This window comes from Chryseobacterium sp. MYb7 (assembly GCF_002979455.1).
In the GTDB taxonomy this organism is placed as follows: Bacteria; Bacteroidota; Bacteroidia; order Flavobacteriales; family Weeksellaceae; genus Chryseobacterium.
The window spans coordinates 88,680-115,185 of the sequence record NZ_PCOU01000012.1 but is presented as its reverse complement, the minus strand read 5'-3'; the positions used below and the strand labels follow the sequence as shown (position 1 = coordinate 115,185).

Genomic DNA, 26,506 nt, shown 5'->3' with positions numbered 1-26,506 from the left:
AAAAATGTTATGAAAACAAAATTCTTACTTATATTATCAATTATATCTTTTTTTACATTTAGTAAATCACAAACAACTGAACAAATAACTTTAGCTGATTATCCTAACTTCTATAATCAAACAATTAATAAATTAAATAATATTATACCTAACAAAACAAATTATTATAACCAACCATTATCCAATTTTCTTCAAGTATTATCTCAAAATAATTTGATCATAAAAGCATATGACCCGGGACCATTTCAAGACAACATTATAAAACTAATGCTTATTGGAGATGCAGAAACTACTTCTACAATATGGAGGAATAACTATGTTGACCCTTATATAAAAGTTACTTTTCAGCAATCTTTTAATTTCCAACAATCCCAAGAAATTATCAACCAACATCATTGGTTTTGGAATCCAACTGCTGAAAATTTTTACAAAAATCTTATTGTAAAAAAAATTGAATTCTATAATGTAAATGGTATAACAAATAAAAATAGCAATCCAAAATAGCAAACAACAATTTTTGGGTTTATTTTCGACATTAATTATGAAAAGAATATTTTTAAGTATATTATTAATTACATCTTTTTCTACTTTTTTTAAATCGCAGACAAGTCAACCAATTACTATGGTAGATTATCCTAATTTTTACGGTCAAATCATAAGTAATTTAAATAATATCATTCCTAATAAAACAAATTATTATAATCAGCCTCTTTCAGTCTTTTTACAAAACCTATCTCAAAATAACTTGTCAATACAATCTTATTATCCTGATAGTGGATATTTAAGATTGATGTTTGTCGGTGATGCTGAAACAAGGTCAGAAATTCGCAAAAAAGATTATGCTAACCCCTACATTGATATATATTTCACCCAAACATTTGACTTTCAACAAGCAACAGCAATTATTAATCAATATCATTGGTTTTGGAATCCAACTGCTGAAAATTTTTATAAAAATTTAATTATAAAAAAAATTACGTTTTGGGATATAAACGGTTTAACAAATAAAAATGGAGGACCTCAATAATTGAATACTGCCAAAACAATAAAATAAAACCTTCAAAATTGGAGGTTTTATTTATAAATACAGATTATGAAAAATATTTTATTTATACTTAGCTTTATTTGTATTAGTTGTAAAGCTCAACAACAAATAATCCCATTGGAAACAAAAGGATGGCCAGTAGAGGGAACATATTACAAAGATCTAGATAATGATTTAACTCCTTATATAGGAACATGGAAAGGAGTTTTTGAAAATAAAACATTTATAATTACATTTAGTAAAATAAAATATTATGAACCTTATGACAAATATTATCAGGATAGAATTATAGGAAGATATAAAATGTTAGATACAAATGGAACACAATTATATTCTACAGTAAATCTACCAGAGGATAAAGCCAAAGTAAAAAGTTTAGGATTTGTAAACAGTACAACTAAAGACAAATTAAGATTTTATTTTTCTGATCTCTGCAGGGGAGGTCAGATAGTTCTTAATTTTGAAAATCCTCAGAAAACCCAAATACATTATATATACTATTCTGAACAGGAATTGATTACAGATGAGACTGGATGTTCGCCATATAATGAAATGCCTAAAGGTGAAATGACACTAATAAAGCAATAAAATAGAACCTCCAAATTTGGAGGTTCTATTTTCTAAATACAGACTATGAAAAATATATTATTTATACTTAGCTTTATTTGTATTAGTTGCAATGCTCAACAACAAATTATTCCATTAGGAACAAAGGGGTTTCACATTGAAGGAGCATATTATAAAGATATTAGTGGTGATCTAAATGCATATGAAGGAACATGGCAAGGAGTGTTCAATAATAGAACTTTCATCATTACTTTTGTAAAAGTAAAGGAATTAGAACCTATAGGTAAATATTATCAGGATAGGCTTTTGGGAAGATATAAAATGTTAGACGGAAATGGAAATCAATTATATTCTACTTACAATTTAGTAGATAAAGATGTTAAAGTTACAAGTTTAGGATTTGTAAACAGTACAAGTAAAAACAAATTAAGATTTTATTTTTCTGATCTCTGCAGGGGGGTCAGATAGTTCTTAATTTTGAAAATCCTCAGAAAACCCAAATGCATTACATTTACTATTCTGAACAGGAATTGATTACAGACGAGACTGGATGTTCGCCATATAATGAAATGCCTAAAGGTGAAATGACATTAATAAAACAATAAAATAAACCTCCAAGTTTGGAGGTTTTATTTTCTAAACACAGACTATGAAAAATATATACCTGCTAATATCTACTCTTTTTCGTGTAAGTTGTATTTCAAAATATCATTCAATTACTTATTTTCTTTCACCAGGAATAGAAAACATAAAAGTATTTCCAACAAATGAAAAGGATTCAGCAAAAATTCGGGAAATAAATTCAGCAATTGAGAAAAGCTTAGAAAAATGTAAACAAGAAAAAAATAAAGAATGTATAGATGACAGGGATATAATGACAATCTATGCAAAATTCCCAAAAGGAATTTCTAATTTCAGAGTGGTTTTGTTTAATAATTTAAAACTCCCAAAGAATGCTACAACTGGTGAAAACCGTATTCTCGTCACCATTGGTACAGAAAATAAATTAGAAAATATTGAAATACTTAAATATACTGATCAGGAGACTAAAAAATCTATTGAAACTGTCTTCAAATTAAAAGAATTAAATACATGGGAATCTGCTAGCATTTATGGAATTCCGGTGAAAGAAAAATTTGAAATAAGTATTTTCATAAAAACAAAAAGATAAACCATTATTAAGCCGTCCTTTTATTTTCCAAATCTTGTTAACATGATATCTTGATGTTTGTCGTTAATTTTCATTAAGATTATTTATAGAATAAAAAATCCGCCTCACATGCTATATGAGACGGACTTTTTATTCTAATTCGGGTACTAAGTAATTAGCACTTTCCGAATGATTGGCTGATAACCGTTATTCCAGCTATATTAATAGTAACTCTAACTCCTGTTGGAATTCCCCAAGTTGTACATATAGCCAAACAAGCCTGACCAGCTGTTCCGTTAGGAATACTTAATGGTATACTGAAACAATATTTCCCAAAACCTAGAGGTAAATTGATACAAACTTTGTTGTTTTCAACAGTAATGGAGATACACTCTGCTGTTACAAGTAGATACCCTGCGCTTGCTCTCGCAAGGCTTAGATCTGAATCTTTTCCTGATGAACGAAGATTTGCCTGACTGTCTTCGTTTGATCTTTTTGCTGCTTCTAATGCATTTGAGATAGCTTCTTCGCTAAAATTAAATTCTGCCATGATTTGATAGTTTTAGTTTTCTTACTCGTTTGGCTTTTCAGAATCCGCCTCGTTTTTAAAGTGGTTTCTGAGCTCCACCTTTTGTAATATTACGGTGTAAAGCTAGAGAATTAAAACACTGTATATCACAGTCTTAGTACTGGAATTTCAATTTCCGTATTTATACTTAGAGCTTAGTAACCATCACCATCCGCGAGGTTAACTCCCTAAGTTGGGAAATTTATTTAACATTCATCATGTACAGTTTTATATTTTTTCAACTGATTATCAATGAAAAAAGCACAGATTAAAATCTGTGCTTTTCATATTGTATTAAAGACTATTTATTTCTTAGCTGCCGGTTTCTTAGCCGCAGGTTTTTTCGCTGTTGTAGTTTTCTTGGCAGCAGTTGCTTTTTTGGCTGCAGGTTTTTTCTTTTCTGCGAAGGCTTTAGGATCTTGATCTGTAATCCATTTTTTAACCTCATCTAAAGAAAGTTCTTTCAACTCATCGGCGTCGTATTTGGTATCGTCTGCTTTCTTCGGAATTTTGAACATGGCTTTTCCGAACTTGATGAAAGGCCCCCATCTTCCATTTTCAATAGAAATTTTTTCTTTTTCCCACTGCTGGATATATCGGTTGGCTTCTTTTTCAAGTTTAGCATCAATCAGCTCGTTGATATCACTTTGCGAAAGATTTTCAAAATCATATTTCTTAGGAACATTTACAAAAATAGCTTTGTATTTGATAAACGGGCCAAATCTTCCTGTTCCTTTTGTTACGGGTTCCCCTTTATACGTAGCAATTGGAGCATCAGCGACTTTCTTTTCATTGATAATTTCTTCTGCACGTTTCTGATCTACAGAAAGCGGATCTTCCCCTTTCGGAATACTGATGTAAGTTTCTCCCCACTTCACATAAGGACCAAATCTTCCAACTCCTACGGAAACTGGCTGCCCGTCAACCTCACTCAGATCAAATGGCAATTTGAACAATTCTAAAGCTTCTTCAAAAGTAATGGTAGCGATATTCTGACCAGTCATTAATGATGCAAAAACTGGTTTTTCTTCATCATCTGTTTCTCCAATCTGGATCATTGCCCCAAATCTTCCGATTCTTGCATGAACATTTTTACCTGTCTTTGGATCTATTCCTAATAAACGGTCTCCGGTGGCACGGTCAGCATTTTCTTCTACATCTTCAATTCTTGGATGGAATTTTGAGTAGAAATTCGTCATCATTTCTTTCCATTTCTGGTCACCACTCGCAATTTCGTCAAAGCTTTCTTCTACTCTTGCGGTGAAACCATAGTCCAGAATTTCTCTAAAGTTATCTGTTAAGAAGTCATTTACAACTTCACCGATATCTGTAGGAATGAATTTATTTTTATCACCCCCGAATTTTTCTTCAAGAACGACCTTTTTAATCTTATCTTTTACCAGTGACATTTTGATCACCTCGCGGGTATGTGGTTCAATTTCTCTCTTATCTACATACTCTCTGTTTTGGATGGTCTGAATTGTAGGAGCATAGGTAGATGGTCTACCAATTCCTAATTCTTCGAGTTTTCTAACCAATCCTGCTTCGGTGTATCGTGCACTTGGTCTGGTGAATTTTTCGGTAGCAGTAATGGTTTTATAATTTAATACCTCACCTACACTTACTTTCGGTAATAGTTTATCATTGTTCTCTTCATCATCTTCTTCAGTTTTTACAATACCGTAAGCTTTCAGGAAACCGTCAAAAATGATTACTTCTCCCTGTGCTTCAAAATGATGTTGCAATGATGCATTACCAATTTCGATCACTGTTTTTTCAATTTTGGCATTGGCCATCTGAGAAGCCAGTGTTCTTCTATAGATTAACTGATACAATCTGTTTAATTGTGCATCAGCTACATTTTTTACTCCAAAATCTGTAGGACGGATGGCTTCGTGAGCTTCCTGTGCTGAAGCAGATTTCGTGGTATAATTTCTTGGAGAAGAATATTCTGCTCCATATTCTGATATAATTTGTTTTTTTGCTCCTTCAATAGCTTCCTGAGAAAGGTTTACGGAGTCTGTTCTCATATAGGTAATGTATCCTTCTTCATACAGTCTTTGTGCCAGACGCATGGTATTGGTTACATTGTACCCAAGTCTTGAGGAAGCCTCCTGTTGTAATGTGGAAGTTGTAAATGGCGCTGAAGCGGAACGTGTACCAGGCTTGGTTTCAACATTCAGAACTTTAAATTCTGTAGTTTTTGCCTGCTCCAGGAATTTTTCTGCTTCTTCTTCTTTTTCGAAGTCTTTTTTCAGTTTAGCAGCAATTTCCTGCTCTGTTTTATTTAAAAAGATACCATCAAGTTTAAAGCTTGCTTTTGGTGTAAACTCACGAATCTCTTTTTCTCTTTCAACAATTAGTCTTACTGCTACAGACTGTACTCTACCTGCAGAAAGTCCCGGTTTTACTTTTTTCCATAAAACGGGTGACATTTCAAAACCTACAATCCTGTCCAGCACTCTTCTTGCCTGCTGGGCATTCACTAGATTCTGATCAATATCTCTTGGATTGTCGATTGCTTTTAGAATGGCATTTTTGGTAATCTCGTGGAAAACAATTCTTTTTCTGTTTTCAGGCTTTAGTTTCAATTCATCCGCCAGGTGCCATGCAATAGCCTCCCCTTCGCGGTCTTCATCGGAAGCGAGCCATACCATATCGGCTTTCTTTACAGCAGCCTTTAATTCGGTTACCAATTTCTTTTTGTCTGCTGAAACTTCGTAATCAGGACTGAATGTAGTAAGGTCTATCCCCATTCCTTTTTTAGGAAGATCCCGGATATGCCCGAAACTGGATTTCACTTCAAAATCCTTTCCTAAATATTTCTGAATAGTTTTAGCCTTTGCCGGGGACTCTACGATTACTAAATTTTTCGACATTCTAACTATAAATTTTTGCAAAAGTAAACCTTTTTTATTTATATACTTTTTATAATTAAATTTTATTTAGCAATTCCAGGGGAGCAACAAAGGCTCTGTAGAGTATTCCTTCGAATGTAAAACCATATCCGGACATTTCTACTCTGTATAGTAATGAAAGAACGATAATGCCTAATGTTATATAAAATTTTTTGTTTTTAACAATAGGTTCATAGGCGTATATTGACCCTCCAAGTCTTAACATCAGGGTAAAAAGTACAATCATAAGCATCATATGAATGTACATCCATCTTCCCCAGTCTATGGCAAGGTAAAAAAGTGGAAATGAGAACAAAAATGCCCCTATGAGCAATATAGATAAAAACTTTCGGCCATTTAGATATTTTAAATAATACTCTATATGAAAAATACTGATCGCCAAACTTATAAAATAGAGCTTATATTCATTGATATGTTCTTTTATATATTGTCTTTCGTCTATATTCCAATAAAAAATCCCATAGGTGGGGTGAACTCCTCTTTTGCTCAAAATCTCAAGAGACATTCCTTCGTTTACATTTTTACCGAAAAGCATGATGAGTAAGGTAGGAATTCCTACGGATATAAAGTATTTTACGTATCTGGTATACTCCAGCTTTCCTGTTTTCAGATACAGTGCAATGGCGAAATAGGGTACATAAAACAATGTTACTTCATGTAATAATGTACTTACGAAAAGCAGTATACAAAAAACATATTCTTTAGCGCGGGAAAGCTTATCATTGTCTAATAGATAGGTAAAAGAAGCAAACAAAAGAAATACGATAAATTCTTTTTTTCCTACATAGGTTACTGTATTCAAAAGCCCCACAAAACCAATAGCAGAAAGCAGAAGCGACAGATAAAGAAAATCTGTGAGTTTATATTTTATGAGCCTTGTATACACCACGAAAAATCCGCTAATAATTAAAAACTGAAAAAAATAAACGATATAATTAAGTCTTATCCCTGTAAGATCCTGTAAAATAAAGAAAAAGCTTCCCGATAGTCCTCTTCTTTTAAAACCGCCATCCTGATAGTTGATAAGCCAGTCTGCAAGGATATATCCGTCATCTTTAAGATTGAATATCCATGTAAATGCAAGGGTATAAATGGCTGTTATAATTATCAGAAAGTAGATAAAAATCTTGATATTAAAGTTTTGAACGATCTTTCTAATCTTCATAGTGTTTCTCTAAATTTTTTATTAAAAAAGGGAAAGAAAACATAGGTTTGTTCTCTTTCCTTTTTTTACATATCATCTTGAATGTGTGCTCAAAATTATGAATTTTCAAATACTTATATACAATTTTATTTTCCTTTCTATTAATGTTCTATAAAAATCTAATTTATCTTTTAATGATTTTAATAACAGCTTCGGAATTATTAATGATCACCATATATTCTCCTGAAACAAGACTAGAAACGTCTATCTTTCCATCTTCAAACTTACCTATCTGAACTCTCTGTCCGGATATAGAATAGATCTGATATTGGTATATTTTATTTTCGGTTGCTTTTATATACAGAAGATCTTTTACGGGATTAGGTAATAAAACTATTTTATTTTCTTCAGTTTTTGTTTCCACTACTTTTTTACTACTGAAAATATTTGAAGGCTTGAATGCAGCGGGTAATGAAGTAATCTGATCTTTAGGAATTGGCCCCAATTCTTCTCCATTGGTATCAAAATTCATTTTTACACATCTGCAATTCATTCCAAAATAAGGATCATTATTATCATGAAAAGCAATCATACGATTGGAAGTAGAGGCAGCATCAAAAAGCAGATTAATCGGCCTTCCTATATAATTTGACAGCAAAGCTCCCGACCATATTCCGGGATACAGGAAATTAATTGTGTTATAAGTTCCTGTGGCTGTTTGATTGGCTGTCACACTCCGAAATCCCCTTGATCCTGAATTAGGATAATTTCCGACCGGATAGGCAGGATTACTAAAGATATACCCCATTGTCGAGTTGATAGAGTTTCTCACTCTTGTCCCTAAATAATCTGAAGCAATCGTATAGGATGTTGCTACATTTTTATCTTTTTTATACCATGGGGTAATTCCAAAATCCTGATATGCTGTAATGGAAACTCCTGTAAGATCCGGAATTCTCCAACCTGCCGGACAAGGATCAAAAGGAGACTTTTTAGTAGCCCTACCCCATCGGTCTGCAGCCAGATTAGGTTCATTGGCCAGCCAGTCTGTACCATTGGTATACAAAGGTACTGAGCTGTTATATGGTGCTAAAGTGCTGGGCACCATATAAACTAATGGGTTTCTTACTGAAAAAAGCAAGACTTTTGATATTCTATCTGCTATCTTATCAGTAGACAAGACATTAGCATTGGCAGCATTGGTATATGTATTAAAGGGTATAATATAATTTCCCTGCAAATTATTATAAGCAGCAGGGGTAAGTGTGGTATAACTTACTGAGCCATCATCAGCGGTATTTCCTAAAAATACAGTGTAGGATGTTCCATCCGCATATTGGAAAGAAGGAAGCGGGTCTTTTCTTCCCCATTGATACTGAAGCCCTACAGCATTTCTAATTTTCAACAACTCATCCGTAGTGGGTGCAAGAGGATTAGCAACCATCGGAAAAGCTTCTGTCCCTCCAAGGTTTCTATCCATAAATTCGGTTTGTAAGACATCTCCTTTTCCAGTATAGTTTATGTAGTTTGTAACGGTGGTATTGGGCAATTCGGTGGTATATTTTTTAGACGCTATTTCGGTATCAGTAACCCAGATATGCCAACTCCAATATACCGGATTTGCAATACTTCCATTATGCAATGTTATTACAGCATTTCCGCTTTGATTTGGATTGACAGTTACTACAATTTTAACGTTTGAAATATCGGATAATGAAACCGGTGAATTATTCGGTATTACCACTTTACTAATTAACCCTGTATTTGTTGTCCAGAGAACATTGGCTTTTAAATTATTAAAATTAGTACCAGAGAGGATTTCTTCATTATTCAGGACTTCACTTTGAACAGAGAATGCTTTACTTACAGGAATTTCCAGATTAGTAGCTGTTGCACTTTTTACCATCTGATAGGTATTGGGATTATTGATTCCCTCTCTATATTCCACAGTAGGTTCAATAAATTCTGTGGGAAAATCATAATTATTTACTATATATAAAGGATCTTTTATACATCTGCATCCGTTTGCTCCGGAAGTTTCACCTCCAGCTAATGGCATATACCAATACCTTCCTTTTACAGAAGGAAAAGCCGGATCAGAGACATCAGGCTGGTCTTTATCAGGAACCATAAACAGGGCTCTTGCTCCAACATTCGGACTGCTGTCAAAATGTTTCATCATGGTAGCTGTCCACAACCCGGTATGATGCTGATCTGTGTATTGTCCCTGATGAACAGTCAATCCCAGTTGCCCGGTTCCCGGAAAAATCCCCATATTAAATCCATTGACGTTGGATAAGTCAAATCCTGTATTGGCGTATAATTTGAAGCCTTTCATATAAGCCGGAGTATTGGCATCCGTAGGTTTTATCACATGGTACTTGTTATTTTCGAAAGTACTTTTACCCATATTAGTTCTCACTCCAAAAGGCGAAAAGTCTATTCTTATATCATCTACATAAGCCTGAGAGGCTAAATTCGCCACCAGCACGGAAGGAATTCTCCAGCCATTAGGACAAGGATCATAAGAAGATTTATCTCTATAAGGCCTTGCATTATTATCCAAATTATAATTAATTCCAATTTTCCCTTGAGAATTATCCGACCATAAATTAAGTTCAGAAAGCTTTGAATCCGGAAGAGAAGTTGATTTCCCAAACCAGTTGACCATTAAAGCTGCATTGTTATTATAATAAGCCGGGCCTGAGTTATCATTTTTATATACGTAAATAAGACTCAGCGGATTTTTTATTGAAAGCTTAATATTATTGTTCACCTCCGCATTGGAAAGCAGGACCAATTTTCTAAGATCATCAATCGTTATTGCACCTATTAAGTTCTTAGCCCCTCTATGTCTTACTCTTCCTATTGATCCGGAAACTTCATAAAAATCATTCCCTTTTAAAGCCAAAGGCGGAATAGGATCTTTTCTGCCCCATTGGTAAAGCAACCCTCCATTTTTATTCCATTCTGTTCCGGTGATAGAGCTTCCCACAGCCCCAAGATTTCTATCCATCCATCTCCATTCAGAATCAGGAATAAGCTCTACAGTTCCGTCACTTTTTTGTCTTGATACTCCAGGAAAACTTTTATAAGAGGATCCGTTTTCAGGATTATCAGTTACCCAAATATGCCAGGACCAGAAAATTTCATCATTTATTTTTAACGCTATAACTGCATTTCCTTCTTTAGATTTGTTGATTGGGACTTTTATTTTAGCATTTTCTCCCGTTCCCAATATTTCCAGAAGATAAGATGTTCCGGATTTTATCAGACCCGGATTATCTTCCCAAAGAACATCTGCGGTAACATTTCCCGGAGGAACTCCTAAACCTCCTAGAAATTTATCATATTTCCACATGATATAAGCCTTTCTTACAGGAATATACAAACCATCACTATTTTGTTTGGGGTCAAAAAAATAACTGTTAGGAGCTTTCGCCCAGTCTTTTCCATCAAAATAAACCTTTTGAGTGTTTGTTTTTGTACTATTATCTGAATTTCGGGGAATTATAGTATCCTGATCAATTGATCTTCGTTTCTCTGTCAGATTCTCTCGTTTTTTAAACTCTATGGCATTTGTAGAGCAGATACACACCAACACTAAGCAAATAATTGCTGCTATTTTTTTTAATACTGGTTTTTTCATGCGACTGAATTTTAAACAAAGACAAATACAATTCTTACGCCTTTGACATAAAATATCAATTCATTATATAAATAACGACAACATAAATCAATTACACAGGAAACAATTTATAAAAATAATATTATTGATAAAAATAAAGCAATTTAATATTTACAAGACAAAGTCTTCATTTAAGCCTTTTTATGAAAAAGCCTTCAGAGAGCCGATACAAAGCTTTGACCGTGAAATAAAATGATGTTTATTTAAGAATAGATTTTAATTTCTTCTGAATAGGCGGCTCAAGATATTCTGCTACCACATAAGCGACAGGAATGACAAGAGTGAAAGAAACAATAGGTAAAATCCAATAAGGAATCTGAACATAGCTATTGATCTTCAACATCCATGAAATCATCATATTTTCATGAAGCAGGTAGACGGGATAACTCACAAAACCAACAAAAGTAAAAATTCTCATAGAGAAAAACTTTTCCATAGGTTCCCAAAACAATGCGCCTAAAAAAATGAGAACCAGAACAATCAAATAGAGATTTCGTGTCATATCCTGAAGTCTGTACATATAAAACATGGCACATATTGTAGCTACTACAAATGCGTAGAGATATCTTTTGTCCCGGTTATTATAATAAATGTAGATCAATGCACCAGAAACAAACCACCCGAAATACACAAAATTTCCAATATAGGCTTTATACGGAAGCAATCCGGCAGGCAGTAAATGATGAAATTCTAAAATCTGATAAGAAACAGCCACCAGATAAATGATAAAAATCCCTAGCAGTGCAAGATTTCTTTTAAACATATAATACAATGCTCCAAAAATGGCATAAAACTTCACTTCTATATACAAAGACCAGAATGAAGATTCCAAAACAGGGAAATCGGTTTTAAAAATACGTTCCAGCAAACCTTCATCAACAAATAAAATCCCAGGTAGTAAAGTCTTCCACCCTGGAATTCCCAGAGGTCTTTCATAGAAAAAGCCTGCCGTTACAAAGATAATAGCAGAGCAAATTAACATACTTGGAAAAAGCCTTATCCATCGGTTCTTAATAAATTTTATAAAACCTGAAGTCTTCTCCAAAGACATCAAAATAACAAATCCCGATATTAAAAAGAACAACTGAACTCCCAGATCACCATATTTTACAAGAATATTATCCTTAAACAAATCTCCAAAAGGATAAGTTTTATCCCAAATATAGTACCCGTGAAAAAGAAAAACCAACAAAATAGCAAGCCCTCTTAAACCATCTAAAACTAAAATTCTATTTTTCTGAACAGACATAAATAATAAAAATAAAAAAGACCTTACGGAAGAATATGATTCTTATAAAGCTCTATGGTAAATCGACCTGCTTTAATGTTTCTAAAGGATGAGAATACAACAAAGTTGAAAATAACCAAGGCCATAAGAAATGCATGAATTAATTTCCTCATCTGCTCAGAAACCACAAACATGGTATTCGGAATCAGGATATAAGTAAAAGCAAGGAATACTCCTGTTAATCTGGAAGAGAAAATAGGGTTGTTTCTAAAGATAAAATAGAAACAGATCCCAATGACGGTATAGTTTCTGTGATACTCGTAGTAAGGGTATTTTTCTTTCATCTTGGTATCAAAAACAAACAGGAAAAAGGTGGAGATGGCCAACATGGCCTCCGGAACCCCAAATCCTCCATTTAATCTTTGTACACTTTCATCTACATATCCATTGAACCCGTCTATCAAAGCACTTTGTGATGCAAAATTTCCTAAAAAGCTCCCAAAATATCTATAAACTTCAAATGGTGACATGAAAATTGAAGCCAAAATAAAGAGAATCATCCACATTTTATTAAGCGGAACACGGGCAATCCAATACATAGGAACCATAAGATAACAAACATTATGAATTCCGGCAGCAAGATAAATCCAGAAAAGATACATCCATAATCTTCGTTGTTTGATATATCGTATAGCATAATATGCCATAAAACATCCCAAATTCTGCCTGATCTGTCCGCTTTCTCCAATAAAAAATCCGGGAACAAAAACGAAAAGTAAAAATGTAAAAGGATAATGTGTATTTTCTTCGGCAAATTTCGTTTTAAAGAATGTTACAAGCGCCGCCACTACAAAAGTGAGCATATAAAAGGGCGCATTGAAAACATTAAGGAGAATTTTATTAATCAAAACATACAACCACTCCAGTTCTACTACCTGCGGTCCGCCTTTAAGTGAAAGTGCTGCAAAAATAATACTTACATAATCTTTCGTATCAGAATATATATAAATCCCTTTGTAACTACCATAATCCGGGCCCACATCATCTCGAAAACCCGCAAGAATAACAAGATATGCAGCCAAGACATACAATGCCGGTTTATTAGTTTTCCCGGAATACACTTCCTGAAAACTGAAAATCAGCATATATATGATTGCAATTATAAAATAAGGGTGTAATAAACTCATGTTATGATATGAAATTTTTAAACTGGTGTGAAGCCGCCACTACTCCCGTAAGAATGAGTGGCAGAAAAAGCCTGGTCTCCCAAAAAAGCCCGACTAAAGTAATCATAAAAAGATAAGGCAGTGAAAAAAATAAATATTTTTTCAGAACATGCTTAGAACTTTCTTCAGAAGATAATTGATAAGTAAAGTAAATTCCCAGCACGCCAAACAACAGTCCCACCAAATTATAAGGGCTTGTAAAGTTTTTAACGATATAAATTCCTTCCATAAAAGAAGCCGTCTGATGGATGGCCATTCTTAACACTATATAAGCAAGGCAGAAAGAACTAATGACCCAGATGGTATCTTTAACAAAGAGGTAATTTTTATTTTTCAATTGATTCCAATCCAGAAAAACAGCGGCAAAAAAAGCAATATTCAGGCATGAGGTTTCTCTTACAAACGTTGAAACGAAAACAACAGCACATAAGGCTATCAGATTTATTTTTTTTCTGCCATGAAAATATTTCAGCGTAAAGAAAATACCCCACAAATAAAAGAAGATTGCAATAGAATCGCAGTTTGTAGGTACATATTGTACAATCACCATAAAGAAAACAGCAGCCAGATGAACCAATCTTCTTACCTTAGCATTCAACAAAAGCTCTACAGGTTTCATTTTTAATATTTTATACAGAATAATACAGGACCATATAAAAAAGAAGACATTGATAAGAAAAGTACTATGATAAAAATAGGAACCGCTTTTTGAAAGAAAGGCTTTCAGGAACGGAAGGTGGTTTTCTACTATAAAAGTAAATGCTTCAGTAACATGCACACTAAGAAAATTAGGAATAACTCTATAGGCGTATACTGATTCAAATATAAAATCAGGAGCTTTATCTGCTGATTTTATCCATAAAACATAGGAGGTTTCGAATCCATAGTAAGACATGGAAAACAACAGAAGCGGAAGTACTATTACAAATAGAAATCCGTTTATTTTTTCATCATTTTTTCTCAACATATCTAAAACAGATTCTTATTCTTTAATAATAATTGTGATTTAAAATACATTTTTTCAAGAGGGAACTTTTGCAAAAGTAGAATATTTTTTCATTCTTTCCAGAATATTTTATTGATTTTCAGTCAAAACTTCTATAGAACTATTTTGATCTAATGCTTAAAAATTTAAATTTGCAGACTTGATCTAAATGCAATGCATCGCTTTTTTATATTTTTATATTATCTGATTTCCAAAAATAAAATTCTATCTGTACTTACAGCCTTAGGAATTGCTATCTTATGCCTATTTTTTGCATCAAAGATCAATTTCGAGGAAGACATCAATCAGATCATTCCTAAAAATGAAAAATCTGATCTCACAGCAAAGGTTCTTAAGCAGCTTAATTTTTCGGATAAGATCATTGTTATTATAGAAAATAAATCCAGTGAAGACAGCTTTCAGCTTTCGGAAACAGCAGATACATTTTTGAAAAAGATAGAGCCTTTGCAAAAATATATCGGTTCTGTGCAGGGTAAAGTGAATGATAATGAGATTTCGGAAACATTTGATTTCGTCAGTCAGAACCTACCTTTATTCCTGAATGAAAATGATTACAAGGAAATTGACCGAAAGCTTCAAAAAGACAGCATTGCCAAACAGGTAGAGGATAATTATGTCTCTCTGGCTTCTCCCACAAGTCTTGTTACAAAGGAATTCATTAAAAAAGATCCTCTGGGGCTTACTTTTTTAGGAATCAAAAAACTGAATGCACTAAACATCAGTAAAGATTTTAAACTTGAAGACAGCTATATTGTTACCAAAGACGGGAAGAACCTCTTACTTTTCATTGATCCTAAAAACAAGAGTAATGATACGAAGGCTAATGAAGCTTTTGTAGATCAGCTCAACTCAATAAAAGACGGCATTAATAAACAGTTCAGGGGAAAAACAGAAATAAGTTATTTCGGTTCTCCGGTGATTGCCGTTGCCAATGCAAAGCAGATAAAAAAAGACATTCAGAATACGGTTGTCATTTCCATGACGGTTCTTTTGGTTCTTCTGATCTATTATTTCAGAAATGTCTTTACTCCCATCATTGTTTTTTTACCAACCGTATTTTCTGTATTGCTTGCCTTATTGGTTCTTTATTTTATTAAAGATAAAATTTCTGCCATTTCATTAAGTGTAGGGGCTATTTTGATTGGGATAACGATAGATTATGCCCTGCATATTCTTACCCATTACAAGCATAACAATAATATTGAAGAGCTTTACAAAGAGATTACCCAACCTATTATATTGAGTAGTGCAACGACCGCCGTTTCATTCTTATGTCTGGTTTTTGTACGATCTGAAGCATTGAAAGATCTTGGGCTTTTTGCTGCGATTACAGTAATACTTTCTTCTATTTCAGCATTAATTATTGTTCCTCAGCTCTATAAACCCAAAGAAAAGGGAGAACACCTCAACACTAATTTTATTGACAAAATCGGGTCCTATCCTTACGAGAAAAATAAACCTCTAATCATTGGATGCTCCGTCATCATTTTTGCCTGCCTTTTCGGATTCAGACATGTAGGTTTCAATGAAGATATTGGTGATCTTAATTACATCCCAAAAGAACTGAAAATTAGTGAAGCAAAACTGCAGAAGCTTTCTGACATTACCTCAAAATCCATTTATACCATTTCTTACGGAGATTCTGAAGAGGAAGCCTTAACCAGAAATTCTGAACTGAGCGGCTTCCTTGAAAAAGAAAAAAAAGAAGGTAAAATATTAAGCTACAATTCTATCGGAAGCATTGTTCTTGCAGAAAAAGACCAGCAAAAAAAGATTGAGAAGTGGAACAGTTTCTGGAATGATACCAAGAAAAGCCAAACTCTTTCCGAACTGGTCAGCAACGGCAACAAATTCGGATTCAACAGTTCTGCTTTTGATAACTTCAATGAAGCCCTGCATAAAAATTACACTTCATTAACTCTGAAAGATTATGAGAAAATAAAAGCACTCCAGATTTCAGAATTCATGAACAATGAAAATGGCTTTTACACGGTATCAAATGTGGTAAAAGTAGATGAAAAGAAAAGGGATGCCTTCATTAAAGATATTGAAAAGAAACATGATGCTATTGCCATTGACCGCCAGCAGATGAATGAAAATTTCCTGGGTCTGCTGAAAAGAGATTTCAATACACTCATCAACTATTCTCTTTTGGCCATTGTTCTGACGATTATTGTATTCTTCAGAAATTTTGAATTAACCGTTCTTACCATGTTCCCAATTGTTTTAACGGGAGTTGTAACGGCAGGAATTCTTTATTTCTTAGGATTAGAATTAAATATTTTCAGTACCGTTGTGTGTACCCTGGTGTTTGGAGTAGGAGACGATTTCAGTATTTTCCTTACACAAGCCATGCAAAAAGAGCACACTACAGGAAAAAATGAATTACCAACTTATAGAACATCCATTATTCTTGCGGTTTTCACTACCATTCTTTCCATTGGATCACTGATCTTTGCCAAGCATCCGGCGCTGCATTCTTTGGCATTGGTTGCCCTGATCGGAATGTTCTCAGTTATTATAATCACTTCTACTCTATATCCTTTTTGGTTCAGATTATTCATCACCAACCGGGCGAAGAAAGGTCTTTCTCCGATTACTTTCAGATTATTTCTGCGGGCAGTGTTCTCGTTTTTATATTATGGATTAGGCGGATTGGTATTTTCTGCTGTCGGAAGCTTATTTATTAAGAACTCAAAGGGAAGAACATTAGATATTATCAAATTAATTCTTGCTAAGTTTTTAACATCGGTGCTTTACATTACTCCTTTTGTAAAGAAAAGAGTGATTAAAAATCCTTCTGAAGATTTTAGCAAACCTGCGGTTATTATAGCCAACCATACTTCTTTTCTGGATACGCTGGCCATCGCAATGGCAACTCATAAAATTATCTATCTGGTGAATGACTGGGTATATGATTCTCCCGTTTTTGGAAAACTGGTAAAGGCTCTCGGCTTTTATCCGGTTTCACAGGGAATTGAAAATGGAATGGAGAAACTGAAAGAAAAAATTGCACAAGGATATTCACTTGTCGTTTTTCCTGAAGCAGAACGTTCTTACACCAATGATGTGAAAAGGTTCCATAAAGGGGCATTTTATCTTGCCGAGCAATTTGGTCTGGATATTCTGCCACTCTACATCCATGGAAATTCCGAAGTATTACCGAAAGGAGATTTCATCATCTACAATGGAAGTATTACGGTAAAAGTAGGAAACAGAATCAGCAAGGATGATATGAGTTTCGGAAAAAACTATTCTGAAAGGACGAAGAAAATCAATGCTTATTTCAGGGAAGAATTTGCAAAACTGAGAGAAGAAATTGAGGATGAAAATTATTTCAAAAATAAATTATTCCTGAGCTATCTGTATAAAGACAGTGAGGTGGTAAAAGAAGTAAAAGAAGACTTTAATACCAATAAATCGGTATATTTCGAACTGAACAAGCATATTTCCAATGAAGCCAATATTTTACACATGGCAAATGATTTCGGACAGAAAGATGCTTTATTGACTTTATATCAAGCCAGCCGAAGAGTTTTTTCTCTCATAAAGAATGATGAAAAAAGAGCAACGGCAGCCCATAGTTATCTGGTAAAAAGAAGAAAGATCCAGTATATAAAAGACCTTTCGGAAGTGAATAAGAAGATTGATGTACTTCTGATCTCAGATGATCATTTTACAATGGATGATATTCATATTTTTCCTGAAAAGATCATTTTTGTAAATACAAAAAACACATCGTTTAATAGTGATAATTATGCACTGGAATTTAGTTCTGAATCATTAAAAATATTTAAAACTAAATAATAAATATGAAAAACATATTTTTGTAAACGCTAAAGAAAACTAATGAAGAAAAATATACTTGTCATATATTATTCACAAACCGGACAACTCGAAGATATTGTGAGAAACATAGCCAAACCTTTTGAAGCCCAAAAGGACGCTTATGATATTACGTATTACAACATTCAGCTCAAAGAAGATTTTCCTTTTCCATGGCCGGGTGATGTCTTTTTCAATACTTTTCCTGAATCTTATTTACAGATTCCCAAAGAAATCCTTCCTCCTTCCGAAGAAATTCTGAACAAAAAGTATGACCTTATTCTTTTTGGGTATCAGGTATGGTATCTCACACCATCCATTCCTATTATTTCATTCTTAAAGAGTGAATATGCAGGGCGCATTCTTAAAGATACACCTGTAGTCACCATCTCCGGAACCAGAAATATGTGGATGCTTTCCCAGGAAAAATTAAAAGTATACTTAAGAGATTTACAGGCTAAACTAGTAGGGAATATTGCACTGGTAGACAGGCACGACAATTATACCAGCGTATTAACTATTCTTCGATGGCTTACAACAGGCCAGAAAGAAAAATCAGGGATGCTTCCCGCTGCAGGCGTTTCCGACGAAGAAATTTCAGGATCGGTAAAGTATGGCGAGATTATTGAAAGACATTTTAAGAATAATGACCTTAATAATTTGCAGCCGGACCTTGTGAAAAACGGAGCCATTGAAATCCGAGCATTTTTGGTACGCGTAGAAAAGGTGGGAAACAAAATTTTTACGATATGGTCTAACCTGATTATCAAGAAAAAAGAGAAACGTCCATTGCTGATAAAATTCTTTAAGGTATATTTGATGGCAGCGATATGGATTATCTCACCTGTCGTTTTGGTTTTACACCTGCTTACAACCCCTATATTTTGGTCTAAAAGACAAAAACAAAAAAGATATTTACAAGGAATTAATTTAAAATAGAATGTACGACGTATTTATAACAAAAGCATCAAAATACTTACCCAATGAGCCGGTAGCGAATGATGAAATGGAGACTTATCTTGGGCTTATCAATGATGCGCCATCTAAAGCAAAATCACTTATCCTAAGAAATAATAAAATCACGACAAGATACTACGCTTTAGATAAAGAAGGAAACCCTACACACTCTAATGCGCAGCTGACTGCAAAAGCAATTGAAGGACTTTTTGATGAAAACTTCAAAAAGGAAGATATGAAATTATTATCTGTAGGAACTACTTCACCAGACCAGATCCAGCCTTCTCACGCCTCTATGGTACATGGTGAACTGAACATCGGGAAATCTATTGAGATTAATACTTCAACAGGTCTTTGCAACTCCGGGATGAATGCCCTGAATTATGGGTTTCTTTCTGTAAAAGCGGGTGTACAGGAAAGTGCAGTGTGTGCTGGTTCCGAAAGAATGTCCGCATGGATGACTGCTGATAAATTCAACCATGAGGCTGAAAATTTAAAATTACTGGAAGAAAGACCTATCATTGCTTTCAAAAGAGAATTCCTGAGATGGATGCTTTCTGACGGAGCAGGTGCTTTTCTTCTGCAAAATAAACCGAGAGAAACTGGAATTTCGTTAAAGGTAGAATTCATTGATTTCTATTCTTACGCTCACGAAATTGAAGCATGTATGTATGCAGGATGCGATAAACAGGAAGACGGAAGCCTTAAATCATGGGCAGATTATCCTTCTGACGAATGGCTGAAGCAGTCTATTTTTGCCATCAAGCAGGATACTAAAATTCTTGATAAATACATCCTTGTAAAAGGAGCGGAAAGCTTAAGATCTTCTTTTGACAAACATAATTTAGATCCGGAAAAAATTGATCATGTATTGGCACATATTTCTTCAGGATATTTCAAAGACGGACTGAAAGAAGAGTTTGCTAAAAAAGGAATGGATTTCCCTGCAGAAAAATGGTTCTATAACCTTTCTGACATTGGAAACATCGGAGCTGGATCTATATTTGTAGCGCTTGAAGAACTGATGAATTCCGGAACGTTGAAAAAAGGAGAAAAAGTACTTCTTTGTGTTCCTGAAAGTGGAAGATTCGCTTATTCTTGTGCTTTATTAACCGTTTGCTAATGGAAAACAGACTGCCAACATCCGATAAAGATTTTGTAGAAAGCCTTATTCCGCAACGGTTTCCTTTTGTGATGGTACATGAGTTATCAGAATATTCTGAAAACCACCTTTTGTCAGGTTTTGAGATTAAAGAAGATAATCTTTTCATCCAGGATGGATTTTTTCAGGCTTCAGGACTGATTGAACACCAGGCACAGAGTGTTGCCTTGCACACTGGATATAAATATTATCTTCTGGGTAAAGATGCCCCTACAGGATATATCGGAGCCATTAAATCTTTTGAAGCAGAAACGTTGCCTAAAACAGGAGACCATCTGAAATCTGAGGTCACCATCCTCAATGAAGTAATGGGAGTAACTCTTGTAGATATTGTTACCAAACTGAACGGTGAAGTGATTGCAAAATCTCAAATGAAAACCGCTGTAAAATAAACTGGAAATGGAAATAAAGGAAGAGAATATCATCAATATACACAACTTTTTACCGCATCGTGAACCGATGTTGATGGCAGACTATATTCTGGAGCTGACCAAAGAAAAAGTAGTGACTTCCTTTGAAATAAAAGAAGATAATGTATTTGTTCACAACAATGAGTTCGTGGAAGCGGGATTGATTGAAAATCTAGCACAAACCTGCTCATCTATTCTTGGACAAAGCTTCTTTGAAAATCCTGAAGCAGATACAAAAGTAATCGGCTTCATTACCAATATCAAGAAGATTGAGATATTTGCCCTTCCAAAAGTGAATGACAAAATCATTTCCAAAGCATCTCTTATTTCACAGTTTGAAAACATTTGCCACATCTTTTGCGAAACTTTTAATAATGATGAGTTATTGATCAGAGCAGAAATTAACCTGTTTATTCAGGAAGTAAAGTCGTAAAGATCAATTCAACATAGATTAGAAAAGCTGTACAAAACGTACAGCTTTTTTGTTATTAATCTTCCAGATTCGTGATAATTTGTGCAATCCATTAGTGACCTTTGTGCTGAATCCGGTTTTGGCTAAAGCCAATTGATTTTTCTTTTTTTTTAAGCGGGCTTTCTTCGTCTCCGCTCAGAATCATAGCCCACTTCTATTGAATTGATTACAATACCTTTATGAAAAAACGTTCCTTTTTTGTTTATATCCACATTTATCACATCTTTACAAACTAGCTGATAATCAATTTACTACAATAATTAAAACATCATCATTAGATGAATTATTTCATGTGAAACATTGGAGAAAACCGTGAAACCCTGATCATCAGGGAGAAACGGTTTTAAACAACAAAAAGCGGAACATTGCTGTCCCGCTCTTATCATTATTTTTAACAAAAGAATTAATATCCAAAGATCTCTTCAAGAGATACTTCCTGAAATTCACCCATTTTGTTGATCGATTCCATATTCAGGTTTTCTTTCTTCCCGATAATGGCTGTATTATATTTTACAGGTTTCACCTCAGTATTGTAGAATCCTGTAAGCTGTGGTAATGTCAGTCCCTGGATTTCAGCATAAACATCTTTTCTCAAATCATAATCAACCCCTAGTTTTTTCAATGCTAACTGATTGAAGAAGATATTCGTTCTGTTGATTCTGTTGGATGCAATCTGTTTTAATGCAGAACCTCTTGCATTTTCAAACTGAGCCGGAATTTGTGGTAAAGATATCATTAAATCATTCATTGCATTTACCGCTAAAGGAAGCTTATTTGACTGTGTTCCGATATAATTTGTAACATAGTTTGCTTTCCCTTTTTCCGTAGCATTTGCGTAAGAAACATAAGCAGTATAAGCCAATGACTTACTTTCTCTGATTTCCTGGAAAACGATAGAAGACAAACCTCTTCCGAAATATTCATTGAAAACATTGGCTTTCCCAAAATTCCCAAGATTTACGGTATTAGCTTTTGCCACTTTAGACATTTCCATCTGTACCATGTCATAATTCGTGAAGTATACTTTTCCTTCCGTAGTCGGTTCAGCATATTCTTTTGCCTGTGCTGGCTGAAGGCTTGTATTGATGATAAAAGGCTTCACGGCTTTTTCCAAACCTGCCTGATCCTGTCCGTAAAGAAGCACCTGATAAGGATATTGATTTAGTGTTTTCACTTTCTTCATCAATTCTACAGCGTCAATACTCTCAAGACGTTCTTTGGAAACAATGTCTGTCATTCTTGAGTTTTTACCATATTTAGCATAGTTTGAAAGGGCTGCCATGATTCTTACTTTATCTTTCTTAGCAGCAGCTCTTGATTCCAGGATTGTTTTTACGGTCTGAGCATAAATTGCTTTATCAGCTTTTACATTGGTCATCCAGTGGTTCATCAGTTCTACCCCTTTCTTCATATTACTTTCAAGACCACTCAGTGTAATAATCATCTGGTCATTGGAAGTTCTCAGGCTATAGCTGATTCCCAGCTTAAAGAATTCTTCTTTCAGCTGTTCCGGAGTATATTTATCTGTTCCAAGATATTCAAAAAGAGTTCCTGCAATAGAAAGTTCCTTGTCATTATCTGTTCCGAAAGGGAAAACATAACTGATCTGAGCGATCTCATTATACTTGTTCTTTACGAAACTTACCGTCTTATCTTTGATTTTTGAAGTCTGAATAGCCGTTTTAAAATCAATAAATTCTGGTTTGATTTCAGGTACTTTTGTATTCAGAATATCTTTAAGGAAAGGAGACTGAGCTTCTCTGTTCAGTTTAATAGGTGTAATTCCTGGATTCTGTACACGTACAAGCTTGTCATTCACTCCTTTTTCTTTATAAATAACAACATAATTGTCTTTATAGAAATCGTTGGCAAATTTCACTACATCAGCTTTCGTGATTTTATCATACTGATTGATCTCATCCAGCTCCTGTTCCCATGTTCTAACATTGATATAAGAATCATACAATTCAGTTGCTAATCCGTCAGCTGTTTCCCAGCTCTTCATACGCTGAACTTTTTTATCATTTACGATAGCTTTCAGCATCCAGTCCGGAAACTGTCCTTTTTTCACAAGATCCAACTGATCCATCAGAAGTTTTTTAGCTTCATCGAAACTTTGTCCTTCTTTAGGAGTTACTACCAGTCCAAATGTTCCATACATTTTGTAAGGTGACTCATAAGCACCTGCTCCAAGCGTTTTTTGCTTTTGGTTGATATTAAGGTCAATTAATCCAGCATCTCCTCTGTTGCTTAAGATTTCAGATACGATATCTGCCAGTCTTGCTTCCTGAGTTCCATAAGAATCCGTTCTCCACGCAATCGTCATTCTTGGCGTAGTCGGGCTTTTCACAGTTCTTGTCACAATGCTGGTCATCGGCTCTTCCGTAACCATCTTTTTCATTGGAAGTTCTTTGTATTTGAATGCTCCGAAATACTGATCAACTAATTTTATAGTTTTGTCATAATCAAGGTCTCCAACCAATACTACAGCCATGTTATTAGGTACATAATACGTATCAAAATATTTGTGGATCGCTTCCATAGAAGGGCTCTTCAAGTGTTCAGAAGTCCCAATTGTAGTCTGCTGTCCGTTCGGGTGTTTTGGGAAAAGAGCCTGCATCAATGAATAGAATACAAGACGGCTGTCATTGTCCTGAGCTCTGTTGTATTCCTCATATACCGCTTCAAGTTCTGTATGGAAAAGACGCAATACCAATTCTGAAAAACGTTCTTTCTCTACTCTTAACCATTTTTCTAATTCGTTGGAAGGGATATTATTTTTATAAACCGTTTCATCCAGAGATGTATGAGCATTTGTTCCTGTAGCTCCCAAGGAAGAGATCGCTTTATCATATTCATTGGCAATAGCATATTTAGAGGCTTCCTGAGAAACTTCATCAATTTTTTTATAAAGTTCTTTCTTTTTTTCAGGATCCTTTTCTGCTTTATGCTGCTCATAAAGATCAGAGATCTGCTTTAGTAAAACTTTTTCTTTTTCCCAATCCTGAGTTCCCAGATGTGAAGTTCCTTTGAAAACCATGTGTTCCAGATAGTGAGCTAATCCGGTGTTATCACTTGGGTCATTATTGGATCCTGTTCTTACCGGAATATAAGTCTGAATTCTCGGGGCATCATCATTTTTTGCCAAATACACTTTTAATCCATTTTTCAGGGTATACACACGTACTCCGGCTTGGTCATTCTTTACAGTTTCATAAGAATACCCTTGAGCATCTGTCAGCTTTTGGGTCTCAAATTTCTGTGCCATTGCGCTGATCATACAGAAAAGCGAAACAGAAATAAAAAACTTTTTCATAGTTGTTATTTAATAATTATTTTTCTATCCAAATTTCTAGACATTAGTCTTATTTATACAGACACTTGTTACAAGAGAACCGTTACAAGTGGAAATAATAAATCTTAAGAGATCCTTTTAAGATAATTTTATACATGATTAGCTAAAGCTTTCCTTCTCAATGGGAAAAATAAAAAATCCGGTTTTATTATAATGTTGAAGATTTATTGAAGATATCACCTCTATTTCATGATACTAACTCCCTCAGATTTAATATGATTTACATATAATGTATTTTCACTATTTTAGCCACCTGATTAAAAGAATCAAAAACAGGTGAAGAATTTTTCATCTGGAATCTAAAAAAATGAACATTATTTAGATGAAAAAGCAAGACCTGCCTCAAGACGAAAGTAACCTGAAATCCGCCAACATGACAGAAGTTCTGTATGTGACGGATGAGAACGACAACTACACGACAGCAAACAGTACGGGCTGGGATGCCAAGAAAGCTGCTCTGGATGAATCTATGGAGCTTATCTATGAAAGAATTGAGGAAGCAAAGCAAAATGTTGCCCGTAATATAGCAAGTCCTATTGCCTATTTTATGGAACTGAATAAAATGGATCTGGGAGTCCTTGCTTCTTATGTGGGAATGTGGCAATGGAGGGTAAAAAGGCATTTTAAGCCCGGAATATTCAAAACACTAAGCGAAAATGCACTGAAAAAATATGCCGATGCATTCGGAATTTCAGTGGATGAATTAAAAAACTTCAACGGAAAATAAATGAAATGAGGCAAAACACAACGCCCGTTCCATTTGACCAATGAAAAGATACAATCAGCAAATGAAATTAAACTTTGAACACCATCAGACTGCGCATTGCGAAAACGGTGTTGCTTCTAATCTACTGCTTAATAAAGGCCTGAAACTAAGCGAGCCTATGATCTTCGGGATCGGTTCTGGATTGTTTTTTGTCTATCTTCCTTTTTTAAAGGTGAATTTTGCTCCGGGCTTCAGCTATCGTCCGATGCCGGGTGCTATTTTCAGTAAAGCAGCCAAAAGATTAGGAATTAAAATCAAAAGAGAAAAATTCTCAAACCCCAAAGATGCCCAAAAAGCTCTTGAAAGAAATTTGGAACAAAATATTCCGACCGGACTTCAGGTGGGCGTTTTCAACCTTACCTATTTCCCGGAAGAATACAAATTCCACTTCAATGCTCACAACCTGGTGGTATACGGAAAAGAAGACGGAAAATTCCTGATCAGTGATCCTGTAATGGATTATACAACCTCCCTTTCCGAAGCAGAACTGGAAAAAGTAAGATATGCCAAAGGAGCACTTCCTCCTAAAGGACATATGTATTATCCTATTTATGTTCCGGAGAATGTGAATCTTGAAGAAGCCATCAAAAAAGGGATCAAAGATACCTGCAAAAACATGTTGGCTCCCGTACCTCTTATTGGAGTAAAAGCAATGAGATGGGTAGCCAACAGTATCCCGAAATGGGCAGAAAAGAAAGGCACAAAAGTAACTAACCATTATTTGGGGCAGTTAATCAGAATGCAGGAAGAAATTGGAACCGGAGGCGGAGGTTTCAGATTTATTTACGGAGCATTTCTTCAGGAAGCAGCTGTCATTCTTAAAAATGATGAGTTGAAGGAATTATCAAAAGAAATTACCTCTATTGGTGATCTTTGGAGAGACTTTGCCGTAGATATTGCCCGTGTTTACAAAAATAGAAACTCAAAAAGCAATATCTATAACGAACTTTCTAAAACGATGCTGCACATTGCAGATTTAGAAGAAGCTTTTTATAAAAAACTGAGAAAAGCGATCTGAT

The 26,506-nt window shown here is 34.6% G+C and carries 20 protein-coding genes; 12 read left to right on the top strand and 8 right to left on the bottom strand.

What is annotated here, in order from left to right; translation table 11 throughout:
- Positions 1 to 9 precede the first annotated feature (9 nt).
- From CQ046_RS11745 to CQ046_RS11725, 5 genes are all read left to right on the top strand, one after another.
- Positions 10 to 504 carry a hypothetical protein gene (locus tag CQ046_RS11745; RefSeq protein ID WP_105702420.1) on the top strand — a complete coding sequence of 165 codons (495 nt, stop codon included), beginning with the start codon at positions 10 to 12 and terminating at the stop codon, positions 502 to 504.
- Positions 505 to 541: 37 nt separating this feature from the next.
- The gene (locus CQ046_RS11740; protein WP_123906612.1) at positions 542 to 1,027 is read left to right on the top strand and encodes a hypothetical protein; all 486 of its coding nucleotides are present in this window, start codon (positions 542 to 544) and stop codon (positions 1,025 to 1,027) included.
- A 66-nt stretch (positions 1,028 to 1,093) separates the two neighbouring features.
- Positions 1,094 to 1,633, top strand: coding sequence for a DUF6705 family protein (locus CQ046_RS11735; RefSeq protein ID WP_123906611.1), 540 nt, complete (start codon positions 1,094 to 1,096; stop codon positions 1,631 to 1,633).
- Between the two features lie 45 nt (positions 1,634 to 1,678).
- Positions 1,679 to 2,080, top strand: a complete 402-nt coding sequence (locus CQ046_RS11730) for a DUF6705 family protein (protein WP_105702417.1) — start codon at positions 1,679 to 1,681, stop codon at positions 2,078 to 2,080.
- Positions 2,081 to 2,261: 181 nt separating this feature from the next.
- Positions 2,262 to 2,783: a hypothetical protein gene (locus tag CQ046_RS11725; RefSeq protein ID WP_105702416.1), complete on the top strand. Its 522-nt coding sequence runs from the start codon at positions 2,262 to 2,264 to the stop codon at positions 2,781 to 2,783.
- 154 nt (positions 2,784 to 2,937) lie between these two features.
- Here CQ046_RS11725 and CQ046_RS11720 read toward each other — a convergent pair whose 3' ends face one another.
- From CQ046_RS11720 to CQ046_RS11690, 7 genes are all read right to left on the bottom strand, one after another.
- Complete coding sequence (locus CQ046_RS11720) at positions 2,938 to 3,312, bottom strand: hypothetical protein (RefSeq protein ID WP_105702415.1); 375 nt, start codon at positions 3,310 to 3,312, stop codon at positions 2,938 to 2,940.
- A gap of 323 nt (positions 3,313 to 3,635) precedes the next feature.
- Positions 3,636 to 6,209 (bottom strand): type I DNA topoisomerase, encoded by a 2,574-nt coding sequence (topA, locus tag CQ046_RS11715; protein WP_105702414.1) that lies wholly within the window; start codon positions 6,207 to 6,209, stop codon positions 3,636 to 3,638.
- Between the two features lie 55 nt (positions 6,210 to 6,264).
- Positions 6,265 to 7,413 carry a hypothetical protein gene (locus CQ046_RS11710; RefSeq protein ID WP_105702413.1) on the bottom strand — a complete coding sequence of 383 codons (1,149 nt, stop codon included), beginning with the start codon at positions 7,411 to 7,413 and terminating at the stop codon, positions 6,265 to 6,267.
- Positions 7,414 to 7,576: 163 nt separating this feature from the next.
- Positions 7,577 to 11,041 (bottom strand): T9SS type A sorting domain-containing protein, encoded by a 3,465-nt coding sequence (locus CQ046_RS11705; RefSeq protein WP_105702412.1) that lies wholly within the window; start codon positions 11,039 to 11,041, stop codon positions 7,577 to 7,579.
- Positions 11,042 to 11,279: 238 nt separating this feature from the next.
- A complete protein-coding gene (locus tag CQ046_RS11700; RefSeq protein ID WP_105702411.1) occupies positions 11,280 to 12,329 on the bottom strand; it encodes an acyltransferase family protein in 1,050 nt (349 codons plus the stop codon).
- A 23-nt stretch (positions 12,330 to 12,352) separates the two neighbouring features.
- Positions 12,353 to 13,495 (bottom strand): EpsG family protein, encoded by a 1,143-nt coding sequence (locus CQ046_RS11695; protein WP_105702410.1) that lies wholly within the window; start codon positions 13,493 to 13,495, stop codon positions 12,353 to 12,355.
- A gap of 1 nt (position 13,496) precedes the next feature.
- The gene (locus tag CQ046_RS11690) at positions 13,497 to 14,501 is read right to left on the bottom strand and encodes a hypothetical protein (protein WP_105702409.1); all 1,005 of its coding nucleotides are present in this window, start codon (positions 14,499 to 14,501) and stop codon (positions 13,497 to 13,499) included.
- A gap of 192 nt (positions 14,502 to 14,693) precedes the next feature.
- Here CQ046_RS11690 and CQ046_RS11685 point away from each other — a divergent pair, with 192 nt between their 5' ends.
- From CQ046_RS11685 to CQ046_RS11665, 5 genes are read left to right on the top strand one after another with little or no spacing between them, the layout of a single operon-like run.
- Positions 14,694 to 18,347, top strand: coding sequence for an MMPL family transporter (locus CQ046_RS11685; protein ID WP_105702408.1), 3,654 nt, complete (start codon positions 14,694 to 14,696; stop codon positions 18,345 to 18,347).
- Between the two features lie 42 nt (positions 18,348 to 18,389).
- A complete protein-coding gene (locus CQ046_RS11680; protein ID WP_105702407.1) occupies positions 18,390 to 19,304 on the top strand; it encodes a hypothetical protein in 915 nt (304 codons plus the stop codon).
- Position 19,305: 1 nt separating this feature from the next.
- Positions 19,306 to 20,445, top strand: a complete 1,140-nt coding sequence (locus tag CQ046_RS11675) for a beta-ketoacyl-ACP synthase III (RefSeq protein ID WP_105702406.1) — start codon at positions 19,306 to 19,308, stop codon at positions 20,443 to 20,445.
- Positions 20,445 to 20,876 (top strand): hypothetical protein, encoded by a 432-nt coding sequence (locus tag CQ046_RS11670; protein WP_105702405.1) that lies wholly within the window; start codon positions 20,445 to 20,447, stop codon positions 20,874 to 20,876. The genes CQ046_RS11675 and CQ046_RS11670 overlap by 1 nt, the downstream gene beginning before the upstream one ends.
- 7 nt (positions 20,877 to 20,883) lie before the next feature.
- Positions 20,884 to 21,327 (top strand): ABC transporter permease, encoded by a 444-nt coding sequence (locus tag CQ046_RS11665; protein WP_105702404.1) that lies wholly within the window; start codon positions 20,884 to 20,886, stop codon positions 21,325 to 21,327.
- Between the two features lie 442 nt (positions 21,328 to 21,769).
- On the opposite strand, the gene CQ046_RS11660 is transcribed toward CQ046_RS11665, so the two are convergent.
- Positions 21,770 to 24,682: a M16 family metallopeptidase gene (locus CQ046_RS11660; RefSeq protein ID WP_105702403.1), complete on the bottom strand. Its 2,913-nt coding sequence runs from the start codon at positions 24,680 to 24,682 to the stop codon at positions 21,770 to 21,772.
- Positions 24,683 to 25,043: 361 nt separating this feature from the next.
- Between CQ046_RS11660 and CQ046_RS11655 the strand changes: the two genes are divergently transcribed.
- Both CQ046_RS11655 and CQ046_RS11650 read left to right on the top strand, forming a co-directional pair.
- Positions 25,044 to 25,448, top strand: a complete 405-nt coding sequence (locus CQ046_RS11655) for a hypothetical protein (protein ID WP_105702402.1) — start codon at positions 25,044 to 25,046, stop codon at positions 25,446 to 25,448.
- Between the two features lie 61 nt (positions 25,449 to 25,509).
- Positions 25,510 to 26,505 carry a BtrH N-terminal domain-containing protein gene (locus CQ046_RS11650; RefSeq protein ID WP_105702441.1) on the top strand — a complete coding sequence of 332 codons (996 nt, stop codon included), beginning with the start codon at positions 25,510 to 25,512 and terminating at the stop codon, positions 26,503 to 26,505.
- Position 26,506: the final 1 nt, after the last annotated feature.